This is a genomic window from Enterococcus sp. DIV1083b (assembly GCF_051713705.1).
Lineage (GTDB): Bacteria > Bacillota > Bacilli > Lactobacillales > Enterococcaceae > Enterococcus_D > Enterococcus_D casseliflavus.
Map to the genome: position 1 here is coordinate 33651 of NZ_JBIOQJ010000002.1, position 13042 is coordinate 46692.

The following is a 13042-nucleotide window of genomic DNA, read 5'->3' on the forward strand; positions in this document are numbered from 1 at the left end:
GTAGAGAAATACAACTGAAAATTTAGTCATAACCAGTTAAGCAGAGTGCTCAACTGGTTTTTATTTTACTTGGAAGATCAAGCCTTGAATGAGATACATTCTTGCTCGAAAGTTGTGGAAATTTCGATAGCCTTAGGCTACTCGTTTTATTGCTTTTATCTTTTTGTTTGTTCCTTCTAATGCACCATTATTACACCTGATTTCTAAAGCATATTGAATCCCTAATTTTTATTTATTTAAAAACGTCAGCTTCTTACAAAACCATTGTGGGAGGCGTTTATCTAAGCTGTTAATCGTATTGAAAAAGCTTTGACTGTCCTTGTGTTTAAAGTGATAGAGGGGGAGTTTAGAAGTCTCGTAAGCCCTTGTTAACCGTGGTTTCAGGAATCAAAAAGGCAGACAAGACGACCTATCATGCAAAAATCAAGTTGAGCGATACGGGACAGATCACTTTTGTATCATTTGTCAATGCGCTAAAAAAAGCAAAGAAAGTAGGGAATAAAGCATGATCAATAACGTCGTATTAGTAGGAAGATTAACGAGAGATCCAGAATTAAAATTTACACCGAACGGTGCTGCAGTGGCCACGTTCACTTTGGCCGTGAATCGAAATTTTACCAATCAAAGCGGTCAAAGAGAAGCTGACTTCATCAATTGTGTCATTTGGCGTAAACCAGCCGAAACCCTTGCCAATTACGCCAAGAAAGGGACGCTTCTCGGCGTGACTGGACGTATTCAGACAAGATCTTACGATAACCCACAAGGGCAGCGAGTGTACGTCACAGAAGTCGTGGCAGAGACGTTTCAATTAATGGAATCAAAAGAGGTGTCTGAGCAGCGTGCGAATGAGACCAACGAAACAGCTGAAAAAAGCAAACCGACACCGCCGCCGCTACCTAAACAAGAAACGGATCCATTTGCACAAAGCAGTTCGGCCATCGATTTATCAGATGATGATTTGCCATTTTGAGAAACAAAGACTTGGAATCTTTTTCCAGGTCTTTTTTGAATTAAAAAAGAAATTATTTAGGTGCAAACGACAGCTGTGTGTATCACCTATCATGAAAAGAGGAATAATGTGCGATTATTTGATGTTCACCAATTTGAATTACCTGAAAAAGAGGTGATCGATTGGGAAAAAACCAAAGGAGAGATCGGATCGATGCTCTCTAGTTATCTTGTTTCAAGAGAAAGGATGGGATGGTTCTGTTGCAAAGTTTTAAAATAAACAACCAGCATTCCGTTTTGACTGCTTTTTAAGCTGGGATACCCAATAAGACCTTGATTTCAGTGCAAACCGAAAAGCCGAAGAGTGTGCCCTCTTTTCGGCTTTTCTTGTATATTCCGCGAATCGTTTCCATGCCTTTAATCGTTGTTGAGGCAGTGCGTAAGCTTCGATAAAATTTATTCCGACGTTTGATTGGTCGATGATCTTGCTCAATCAAGTTATTGAGATACTTAACTGTTCTGTGTTCTGTCTTCGTATACAGACCAGCTTTTTGTAATTTTTTAAACGCACTGCCAATAGATGGTGCCTTGTCTGTGACTAGAACCTTTGGTTCGCCAAACTGCTTTCTAAGACGTTTTAAAAATGCGTAGGCTGCTTGTGTGTCGCGTTTTTTACGTAGCCAAATGTCCAGCGTTAAACCGTCTGCATCGATCGCGCGATACAAATAGTGCCAGGTCCCTTTGATTTTGATATAAGTTTCATCCATTTTCCACGAATAAAAAGACTGTCTATTTTTCTTTTTCCAAATTTGATATAGGGCTTTGCCGTATTCTTGTACCCAACGGTAAATCGTTGTATGACACACATGAATGCCACGATCATAAAGTATTTCTTGAACGTCTCGATAGCTGAGGTTATAACGAAGATAATAGCCAACGGCGACAATAATCACGTCTTTTTGAAATTGTTTCCCTTTGAAATGCTTCATCTTCGTTCCTCCAAGCTATCTTTTCTATAATTTTAACTTAAAATAGATTCTTTTGAAAACTTTGCAACAGAACCCATTATCTAACCCCACAGGAGTTTGAAGCGTTGGCAAAAAAAAATGGCGTAACCGTCTCTACTAAAATGTGTCCAAGATATTGACTCAAATCCACGGGTCTATATTAAGGCGAAAAAAGTGAAAGATTCAAATCAATTTGAAGTATGAGAAAAAATTTTAATAATTTTAGATCTAAATATAGCCTATAATCTTGAAATATATAACAATAATTAAATTAAACTTGCTAATCATGGGGCATACTTATTGTCCACCAATATTTATCAAAGAAATAAGTAGATAAAATACCCGGAAGTAATTATCTATTTTTCTCATAAAAGACAGTTAAATTTTTTTAATTGTTCAAACCGATTTAAATGTATGTAAGATACGAATTAAACGCGGAAAACAGAGATCTAAAACATTTGTTTTTAGGTGTCTGTTTTTATATTGAACGAAAGTTTATATCTATCCTAAATTTCATATTACTTTAAAAATAAGGTCACTTTTCTTTTTTTTCTATAGTTATTAGGTGTTTCTTTAAACTGCTCTTTAAAGCAATTTTGGAAATGAGACTGATTTGAGAACGAGAGGTAGTTAGCAATCTCAGAAATACTCATTTCAGTATATCTTAACAAATCTTTACTTTCATTCAGCTTAGTCAACTTAATGAAGTTTCCTATAGTCAAACCTACTTCTTTTTTGAATAGTTTGCTCAAATAAGATTTACTTTTACCTGTATAATCCACAATATCATTCAGAGAGATAGGTGTGTTTGTTCTTTCATCTATGAAATCAATAATTTTTTGAGTTTCTAAAGAAATAGAAAGTCTCTTTTTACTTTGACTGACGCTTTCGCAAAAATCTAGAAGCATCCTTGAATGCAATTCTGCAATGGCGCTAATATCTGAAGTATTCTCACATTCAAGTGAATAGGTATCAATCAACTCATAGGCTTCCTCAACATTCATCCCTCCTGGAATTGCAGCTTGATTACCAACTTTTGTTAAAATAGATAGAAAAATATTTTTCTCTTGTCTAATTGGTGAATTGGCCATCCTACCAGCTCTAATGGGGTACGCACTTATCTTGTTATTTAAGAAATTAACCAACTTTTCTCTTTCTCCACGTTTAATATACGTTAACATTTCTTTCTCAAGATAATAAGTATTATGGCGTACTTGATTTTCTTTTTTTTTTATCATTTCATTAGTTTTGATTTGATACGTTTTTTGAAGTTTTGAAAAATCATTGACCATTAAACTCTCATTTACAGAAATGAGCTCATCATTAATAATAAAATTAATAAAGCTAAGTAAATTTGATGCGGATACAAAATTGAATGTAGGGAAAAAATTAAAATTTCTATATTCAAAATTAAGTGATTCTTTTTCTAAAAAGTCTTCTTCAAATGTAGAAGTTAGAAATAAATCGTTTTTGAGAGGTCCTATTATAATATAATCAAATGAATTTTTTACAGGGATCTTACAAAATAAATTTGAAGGAGAAAATGAAAGCAATTCAGGACTTTTTTTTGAATTGAATATTTTTTTTATTTTTCCAAAAGACTGTTGTCTATCTGTAATGTCTTCTACTGTAGGAAACTCAAAGCTTATTTTCTCATTGTTGGAAACAAAAATTGTTGGGATTGAAAACGTTGAATATAAAAATAAGCAAATTTGATAAATCGTATCTTTCATAATATCACCTCGAATAATATTTTACATAATATTACTTTATTTTACAATAATAAAGAAGACTTATATGATATATTCTCTATGAAATCACTTTCATTAGTAGTGTTTAGATTTCAGAAATGAGTAAAGTGAGGCATAATATGAAAAAAATAAGTTTTAACGATAAGTGGTTTGTTACTAAATCTGGAACTGAATCTGTAGTTGAATCGTTCTCAAATAACCAACAAGAAGGTAAGGTGGCAATTACGTTACCGCACGATGGAATGATATCTGAAGAGAGATGTAGAGATACAAAAAATGGGGGACAAACTGGTTATTATCCAGGAGGTACTTATTACTACAGTAAAAGCTTTTATGTTCCCTCAGATTGGAAACATAAAAAGGTAATGATTGAGTTTGAAGGGATTCAAGGTTTATCTAAAATAAACGTCAACGGTAATTTTGTAGCTAGTAGTTACAATGGCTATATTAATACTCTAATTGATTTAAATTCTTTCTTAGTTTTTGATGAAATAAACACTATTGAAGTAAGAGCTAATAATGAGATGGAGCAAAATAGTCGTTGGTATACTGGAAGTGGAATTTATAGAGATGTGAATCTTTACATTGGATCAACAACGAATATACCAGTTTATGGGGTAAAGATAAAGTCGTCAGTAACAGATGATAATTGTGGAGTAATTGATTTAGACTTAACTATTAATAATGAAGATTTCAATAAAAAGAAACTTGATTTATTTGTAGAAATATTTAATAAAGAAAAAGAAGTTGTTACTTGCCAAACATATCCGATAACTATCAATGGTCATAGCATGGAGAAAATCAATCAAAAACTATTTGTTGAAGACCCATTGTTATGGAGTTGTGAAACCCCTAATTTATATAGTCTTGCTGTAAGTATCAGTGAAGACAATCGAATATTAGATAAAACAACAACTAAATTCGGAATCAGAAATTTAACATTAGATCCGTTTAATGGATTAAAAATTAATGGTGAAGTTGTTAAATTACGTGGATCTTGTTTACATCATGATAATGGATTAATTGGCGCTGTTTCCTTAGAAAATGCCGAGCGCAGAAAATTAGAGCAACTTAAAAAAGCAGGATTTAATAGTATTAGAAGTTCTCACAATCCAATGAGTGAATTAGCTTTATCAATTTGTGATGAGCTAGGAATATTAGTTATGGATGAGTTAACTGATTCATGGAATCAAGGAAAAAATATTAATGATTATTCGAATTACTTCTGTGAATTTTGGGAAAATGATTTAAGAAAAATGGTTGATAAAGATTTTAATCATCCTTCTGTAATTCTTTATAGTACAGGTAATGAAATTAAAGAGGCAGGTTCCGCTATAGGAGCAAAAATGAATCGTGAAATTACTAACAAATTTCATGAATTAGACCCCACAAGATATGTCACAAATGGAATCAATGGGATATTAGCTACAGGGGAAAAATTCAATGAAATTATTATGGATATTATCAAAGATATGGACTCGGGAGAGAATCATAAAAATAATTCTGAAACAAATGGGGAGGGAGGAAGTAACGCACTAAATAGTATGCAGGCTGTTTTAGTCGGCGATTTGGCCGATGCAATAGCTACTCACCCTATTATGGATGATATGCTATCTGAATTTGTTGATGCAATGGATATCGCAGGCTATAACTATTTAACAGGTAGACATGAAAGAGAACATGAGTTATATCCACATAGAATAGTACTTGGAACAGAAACCTTTCCAGGAGATATAGTTAATTTGTGGACCATTGTAAAAAATAACTCACACGTAATTGGTGATTTTACTTGGACTGGATATGATTATCTAGGAGAAGCCGGAGTCGGAGTATTTTATTACGATGGATATGCAAACTTTTATCCTCACTTTCCCGATCGAACAGCTTATATTGGTGATATTGATATTATAGGTAACAGAAGACCTATAAGTTACTATCGAGAGATAGTGTATGGACTAAGAAAAGAGCCATATATTGCTGTAGAACGGGTCAATAAATATGGGCAAGAGTCTAGTCATACTCCTTGGATGTGGAAAGATACTATTTCAAGCTGGACATGGACTGGCTATGAAGGAAAACCGGCTAATGTATTTGTCTTATCAGATGCAGATGAAGTGGAGCTGTTTTTAAATAACAAAAGTTTAGGAAGGAAACCTGTTGGGGTATTACACGATTATCAAGCAGAGTTTGAACTATTATACCAGCCCGGGGAATTAAAAGTTATCTCATATAGAGATGGAAAGGTTGCTGAGGAGACAGAGATAGAGACTGCAAATTCAAGTAAGATTTTACTGATTGAAGCAGATAAGAATGAGATGAAAGCAAATGGACAAGATTTAATTTATGCGATGATTAAATTAACTGATGAAACAGGTAGAATTAACAAATGGGATACAGCTAATGTAAATATAGACATTGAGGGCCCTTGCTCCTTAGCAGGTTTCGGTAGTGCGAATCCTTCAAGTGAAGGTAATTATTTTGATAAGGAATGGGAAACTTATGATGGATGTGCATTGGTAGTAATCAGAAGTAGTTCAACTAGTGGGAATTGTAAACTTATAGTCGAAGCTGAAGGTTATGAAAGTTCAGAATTTATTTTTACAATCGTTTGAAATTGGAATTGATTGTACTGTTCCGATGGTAATTTAATGAAAGGAGATAAATTGAGAATAAGAGAAAGGAGATATGAAAGATGATAAAAAATTTTTGTGAAGTAAAAAATGAATGGCGTCCTTTAGTTCGTTATTGGATTCCACAAGCATTACCCAATGAAAATGATTTGAGAAAAGATATTCAAGATTTAAGTAAAAGAGGGTTTGGGGGGCTGGAGATTGTGCCTATGCACCATCTCCAAAACCAAACAGATCTTGATCCTAAGTATTGGTGGGGTAGTCAAAGATGGTTAAATAATCTTTCATACATTTTAGATGAGGCTCAAAATCAAAATATGACTGTTGATTTAGCAATCAGTTTACAGTGGCCTATCTCTTTACCCGGTGTAAAACATGCAGATGAAAAGACAACATTGTATGAATTATCTTATGGTTTTAAGATTATTGAGAATAGTAACGGATATATTAAATTACCAAAACCGAGAGTTAAGCGTGACGAAGGAACAAAAAGATTGTTGGCATTATCAAGCTATGAATTTAATAAAGAAAATAAATTGATTTTTGATTCGTATGTTGACTTAAGTAATTTCATTGATGATGGTAATGTCTATTATGAATTTCCTAATGATAGTAAAAGAATTATCTTTGCATTTTGGGAACAGCCAGCTAATCAAAAAATCAATAATTATTTTTATGTTATAGATCATTACAGTAAGATAGCGACTGATGAATTAATTGCGAATTTTGAGCAAACTGTTCTACCAATACTAAAAAAATATCCCACTACTTTTAAAAGTATTTTTTGTGACTCGTTGGAATTTGATGTTGCACAAGACTGGTCAAGAAATTTTGATAAAGAGTTTTTAATCAGACGAAAATATGATTTGAAGAGATATTTACCAGCCATTGATGTATATCAAACATACCCTAAAAATGATTCCCCATCTTATAAGTTTGATAAATGTGAAATTAATAAGCAATTTAATGATGATTATTGTTTAACATTGAGTGAAATGTTTAATGAGAACCACTTAAGTATCTTAAAGAAAAAGTTAGAACATCATAATATTAGTCTACGTTATCAGGTGGCCTACAATAAACCTCTAGAAATAGAAACTGCTGCCGCAGAAGTTTCTATTCCAGAAAATGAAACATTAAATAGACAAAGTTTTGATAGCATGAAAACTATGGCAGGTGCAGTACATTTAACAGATAAAAAAATCTATTCTTACGAAACAAACGCCGAATTTGGTAACGCTTACGGACAGACCTATGAGGATATAAACTGGTGGATAAAACGTGGTTGGATATCTTCTGTAAATCAGCAAGTTCTTCATGGTGCTGTTTACAATGGTACATTTGAAGGATATGTTTGGCCAGGATATGAGAGCATGGGCAAATATGTTTCTAATTACTGGAATAGAACATTTTCTGTTGCAAGCAGTAAATCAAGTTTAGATTACATCTCTAGAGTAAATCGAATTGCAAGACAATTAGTAAAAGTAGATTTAGCATTTTTAAAAAATTCTTTTATTAATGAAGGCAAAGGATCAGATGGTCATCATATAGTAAAAGACGATATGTTATTAATGAATAATGGATACACTTATGACATTGTAAGTAGTAACTTACTAAATAAAGTATCTATAACTGTTCAAAACGGCTTGCTTAATGATCAAAACGGTCCTGGATACAAAGCTATAATTACTGAAGATAGATATTTAAAGCAAAAAGATTTAGATATTTTATTTGAACTTGCTGAAAAAGGATTACCAATTTTTATCCTAATAACCAATAAAATAGAAAAAAAACAAAAAAATATTTATCCAAATATTCATTATGTTACTAATTATACTGAAATACTAACTATGATGGAAATGCTTAATATCGAACCAAGTATAAGATTTGAGAAACCAGTTGATATCGCTGCATTACACACTAAAGATAAAAATTCAGACTATTATGTACTTTATAATTATAACCGAGTTCACATAAAAGAATCCGATGGAAAAATGAAGTATGACCCCGAAACATCATTTCCCAATATTAATAGAGAGAATTTAATTGATAAGGAAGTAACGGTTATTGTACCTGAAGAAAAATATGTCTATCAATTAAACCCAATAAATGGGGAAGTAAAGTTAATAAATATAGATGACAATAAAGTAACGTTTACTATCCCGAAAAATGATATTTTAATTTTGAGTTTCTCAAATATTTACGACTCTTCGTTACATCAAGAGGAGATTAATGAAAAGGCAGAACGCCAAATTATAGAAAAAAAGAAATTAAAAGAACATATTTATGAATTGAACATACTCTCTACAGCAAAATCTTTTTTTGATTATTCAATTGAACCAAAATTGTTGAGAGATAAAAAGTATGTACCGAAGAAAACTTATAATTTTGATTTCAAATGCAGTGAAGAGATTAAAGAGTTAGAAATAAAATTTTTATTTCAAGGCGATAATTGCGAAATAATAATCAATGAAGAAACATACTATCCATCCCCTTCTAATGAAATAAATTTAAGGGTTAAGAAGCAACATGTGAAAGAAACAAATATCGTAACAATAAATATATTTGATAATCTTAAAAATTTCTTTGATGAAAAAGAGAGTAACACAGGAATTGCATCAAATATTGAAATTATTAAGTACTATTGAGGAGGAAAAAAAGTGTTAGATAAATTTCAAGGAATCTTAGAAAAATATATTGGACCGGTGGCGACGGCCTTAAACCAGAGTAAATTAGTCCAGGCCTTAGCAGCAGGTATGATCATGTCAATGCCTATTACTTTAGGAACTTCAGTACTGGCTATTTTAGGAAATTTACCTATTCCGGTATGGATGGATCTATTAACGAATATTGGTATATCGCCAATAATTGAAGATGTTTTATCAGTCACTATTACGTTGCTTCCTATATACATTATCACTACAATTTCTTATAGTTACGGAAAACAATTAGAAGTTAATCCTGTAACGTCTGCACTTCTTAGTATGGCGGTATTATTAATTTTAGTGCCACTAAGGATTGGTACTGGTGATAATGAAATTTTAGCTTTATCTACGAACTACTTAGGAAGTAATGGTATTTTTATCGCAATGATGACAGCGTTAATTGTTCCTAGATTATATCAATTCCTATATAAAAAGAATATAAAAATTAAATTACCTGATACAGTTCCTCCCATGGTAACTGATTCGCTTTCACCAACATTTATTGCGATGATTATATTTTTCCTGGCATTTTTGATCAAGTATGGATTTAGTTTAACATCATTCGGAAATATATTTGACGCATTCAATCAGACAATTGGTTTAGTTATTAACTTATTTGGTACATCAACCATCTCAATGATTTTCCTATTTACAGTATGCAGCTTGTTCTGGTTCTTTGGTGTCCATCCTAGCCCGATATTAAGCTTATATACACCATTTATAATTGCTCCGTTGACACAAAATTTTGAGGCTTTTTTAGCAGGCCAGCCATTACCGCACCTTGAGTTGGTTATTGTATTTGCTGCTTTGTCCATGGGAGCAACAGGAAGTACATTAGGTTTAGCAATATCAAGTTTCTTTGCAAAATCTGAAAAATATAAAACAATGAGAAAGCTTGTTGTAGTACCTAATTTTTTCAATATCAATGAGCCAATTATATTTGGTTTTCCAGTTATGTTAAACCCAATCTATTTTATTCCAATGATTTTAACGCCAATTCTATCTGGATTTGGAGCACTATTTTTAACAAAGATACTTCAACCTGATATTGATCCATCTATTTCGTTTCCGTGGATTATGCCACAATTGATTTCTGCAATATTCCAAGGAGGGTTCAAATTTTTTATTATTTTACTTTTTGTTATATTAGTTCAAGTGATTGTTTACTATCCATTCTTTAGATTGGATGATAAAAGAGCATTAGATGAAGAAAATAAAGGAGGACAATTGAATGAGGTTTAATAAAAATTTCTTATGGGGTGGAGCAACTGCTGCTAATCAATTAGAGGGGGCTTATCTAACAGATGGTAAAGGTCTGAGTTCAGCTGATGTGATTACTTTAGGAGATAAAAAAACCCCTCGTTTAGTAACATACAAAGACAAAAACGGTCAAAATAAACAAATGCCTCTGATGCAAATGACAGGAGTACCTGAAGGATCTATTTTTGATACTCAAGAAAAATATAAATATCCAAGTCATGAAACAATTGATTTTTATCATAATTTTAAAGAAGATATCAAACTCCTCTCTGAGTCAGGTATCAACTCATTTAGAATGTCAATTGCATGGAGTAGGATTTATCCAAATGGATATGATGAATCTCCCAATGAAAAAGGCCTTGAGTTTTACGAGAAGGTTTTTAAAGAGTTAAAGAAGTATAATATTGAACCAATTGTTACGCTATCTCACTACGAAATACCACTAGCATTAGTTAATAGTTGGGGAAGTTGGAGAGATACTAGAACTATTGAATGTTTTGTAAAATACGCTAGAACAGTTTTTGAAAGATATTCTCCATATGTTAAATATTGGATAACATTTAACGAAATGAACTGTATCGAAGCTCTACCATGGTTAGCTGGTGGGATTGATACCACGGATAAAATAGTTACTGAGAAAGCTGGATTTAATCAGTTAATTGCAGCTGCAAAAATTGTGAATTTAGGCAAGGAAATTAATCCAGACTTTCAGTTCGGAGGTATGGTTACTTACCCGGCAATGTATCCTTATAGTAGTAACCCTGCTGATAACATTTTGACCTGGCAAGCATCTCAGTTTAATAATTTTTATTTAGATGTGCAATGCAGAGGGTATTATCCAAGCTATAAACTTAAGGCTTTAGAACAAACGGGTATCTCGCTTGATTTAAATCCAGAGAACGAAAAAATATTAAGGGAGGGAACCGTTGATTTTGTTGCAATATCATACTATCAATCTTTAGTAATCGCATCTGACGAGAGTTTAGAAAAATCAGATGGGAATCTAACGACAGGTATCAAAAACCCTTATTTAAAGGAATCTGAATGGGGTTGGCAAATTGATCCAACAGGGCTAAGAATTGCGTTAGCTCAAATTTATGATAGATTTCAAATGCCGATTATGATTGTGGAAAATGGCTTAGGCGCAGAAGATAAAGTTGATGAAGCCAATGAAATAAATGATGAGTATCGAATTAGTTATCTAAAAGAACATATCAATGCACTCAGCCAATCTATCAATGAAGATGGTGTTGATGTTATTGGATATACCCCATGGGGAATTATAGATGTTGTATGTGTATCAACGGGAGAAATAGCTAAACGATATGGAATTATTTATGTCGACTTAGATGATTCAGGAAATGGATCAGGAAAACGAATAAAGAAAAAATCATTCGAATGGTACAGAAAAGTAATTGAATCAAATGGAGAAGAACTTTAACTTATATAACCAAACAAAATTGCCGAAAGATAACATCTTTTGGCAATTTTGTTGTAAAAATAATTTTTAAAGTAAGCCTGAACTTTGTTTCTTTTAAAATGTAAAGTAAGTATATTGGTTATTTTGTTTACAAAACATCAATTCGATAGATTTCAGTATAAAAAGTGGACTTATGTTCTATTATGGTTTAAGACCGGCATAATATTATTTCAAAAATATTGAAAATAGTAACCATTCAGTATTATTTATTGTTTAAATTTATAATTACAAAATATCGCTGAAAACTCTTGAAAAAGTCAGGAATTTTCTTTTTTTAATTATATCTTTTGGGTTATATATTATTTTTTGAGGAATATTTTCAGAAGATAATCTTTTTTCATAGTTGCAGTTGTTTGTACGCAAATAATATTTAGTTCATTTTAAATAAGTCCTTATCTTCTGCGAAAAGAAAAATTAACTATCGAATTCTTTATAAGTTTTTGTATTCATTGTGTACTAACTGTTTGGAAAAAAATTCAAAAAATTATTCCAAAACGAAAGAGACACAATCGGATTCTGTCACATTCGTGAAAATCGCTCCATCCTTAGAGGCTCTAAGAGAAAATCACTTTTCTTTTAGGGCCTTTTTTCTATAGCATGTTTAAATGTGACTTATTATCTGTTATAATCATATTAAGTAACATTTGAGAGGGGGCTAAAAATGAAGAGCGTGGAACCGATTCGCGACAAAAAAAAGATCGATGCCATGAAGGCAATTTTGGCTTCCGGAAAATATGGGCAACGAAATTTGGTGCTTTTTTCGATTGGGATCAATACGGCGTATCGAATCTCTGATTTAAGACAGTTGAAATTAAGTGATGTATTAGAAATTTCCCGTGGGCGGGTGATTGTCAAAGAACGTCTGGCCATGAAGGAACAAAAAACAGCTAAACACAATTCGGTCTTCATTTCGAACAAATTACGAAAAGTGATTCTTGATTATGTTCAATCAGAATTTCCTGAGCAGTTACAAGCACAAGACTTCAGCAAGTATTTGTTTCCAAGTCGAAAAGGAGCAGATACACCTTTGACCCGACAAAGTCTTTGGCGGATCATTCATGAAGCAGGAACGGCGGTTGGGTTGAAAGAAATTGGCCCCCATTCGATGCGCAAGACCTTCGGCTATTTTTTGTACAAGCAAGGGACCAAAACAGAAATCATTCAGTCGCTGCTCAACCATTCTTCACAACGGGAGACCTTACGCTATATTGGGATCACCCAGGAAGACAAAGATACTGCCGTAAAGAGTTTGGATCTATGA

The 13042-nt window shown here is 32.6% G+C and carries 8 protein-coding genes; 6 read left to right on the forward strand and 2 right to left on the reverse strand.

What is annotated here, in order from left to right:
• Positions 1-505 precede the first annotated feature (505 nt).
• Positions 506-970 (forward strand): single-stranded DNA-binding protein, encoded by a 465-nt coding sequence (gene ssb, locus IGI69_RS16875; protein ID WP_081117360.1) that lies wholly within the window; start codon positions 506-508, stop codon positions 968-970.
• Positions 971-1256: 286 nt separating this feature from the next.
• On the opposite strand, the gene IGI69_RS16880 is transcribed toward ssb, so the two are convergent.
• The gene (locus tag IGI69_RS16880) at positions 1257-1937 is read right to left on the reverse strand and encodes an IS6 family transposase (protein WP_016628553.1); all 681 of its coding nucleotides are present in this window, start codon (positions 1935-1937) and stop codon (positions 1257-1259) included.
• Positions 1938-2473: 536 nt separating this feature from the next.
• The gene (locus IGI69_RS16885; RefSeq protein ID WP_438741570.1) at positions 2474-3688 is read right to left on the reverse strand and encodes a helix-turn-helix domain-containing protein; all 1215 of its coding nucleotides are present in this window, start codon (positions 3686-3688) and stop codon (positions 2474-2476) included.
• Positions 3689-3825: 137 nt separating this feature from the next.
• Between IGI69_RS16885 and IGI69_RS16890 the strand changes: the two genes are divergently transcribed.
• From IGI69_RS16890 to IGI69_RS16910, 5 genes are all read left to right on the forward strand, one after another.
• Positions 3826-6318, forward strand: coding sequence for a glycoside hydrolase family 2 TIM barrel-domain containing protein (locus tag IGI69_RS16890; protein ID WP_438741573.1), 2493 nt, complete (start codon positions 3826-3828; stop codon positions 6316-6318).
• An 80-nt stretch (positions 6319-6398) separates the two neighbouring features.
• Positions 6399-8984 carry a glycosyl hydrolase gene (locus IGI69_RS16895; protein ID WP_438741575.1) on the forward strand — a complete coding sequence of 862 codons (2586 nt, stop codon included), beginning with the start codon at positions 6399-6401 and terminating at the stop codon, positions 8982-8984.
• Positions 8985-8996: 12 nt separating this feature from the next.
• Positions 8997-10283 (forward strand): PTS sugar transporter subunit IIC, encoded by a 1287-nt coding sequence (locus IGI69_RS16900; RefSeq protein WP_438741577.1) that lies wholly within the window; start codon positions 8997-8999, stop codon positions 10281-10283.
• Positions 10273-11742: a glycoside hydrolase family 1 protein gene (locus tag IGI69_RS16905; protein WP_438741579.1), complete on the forward strand. Its 1470-nt coding sequence runs from the start codon at positions 10273-10275 to the stop codon at positions 11740-11742. Before IGI69_RS16900 ends, IGI69_RS16905 begins: the two co-directional genes overlap by 11 nt.
• Positions 11743-12442: 700 nt before the next feature.
• The gene (locus IGI69_RS16910) at positions 12443-13042 is read left to right on the forward strand and encodes a tyrosine-type recombinase/integrase (RefSeq protein ID WP_002385303.1); all 600 of its coding nucleotides are present in this window, start codon (positions 12443-12445) and stop codon (positions 13040-13042) included.